General features: G+C 66.8%; 1 protein-coding gene. It reads left to right on the plus strand.

Annotated elements, in window-relative coordinates:
• Positions 1–265 (plus strand): Ig-like domain-containing protein (locus OGY35_RS01115; RefSeq protein ID WP_286631205.1); only part of this gene is annotated, 265 nt, incomplete at both ends.

Consider the following 265-nt stretch of genomic DNA (forward strand, 5'->3'; position numbering starts at 1 on the left):
AAGCACAGGCGGACCTGGTCATTACCGGGACCACCACCGCACCGGCCGGTCAGACCGTCACCGTGACCATTAACGGCAACGATTACACGGCGCTGGTACAGGCGAACGGCAGCTGGAGCGTCACCGTCCCGACCGCAGAAGCCGGTGCCCTGACCACCGGCAGTGTTACCGCCACGGTCTCTGACGCGGCCGGCAACACCGGTTCGGCGAGCCATGCCCTGACGGTCGACACCACGTCACCGGTGGTGACCATCAGCACCGTGGC

The sequence above is a fragment of the Citrobacter sp. Ct235 genome (assembly GCF_030332305.1).
GTDB classification, from domain to species: domain Bacteria; phylum Pseudomonadota; class Gammaproteobacteria; order Enterobacterales; family Enterobacteriaceae; genus Citrobacter_A; species Citrobacter_A telavivensis.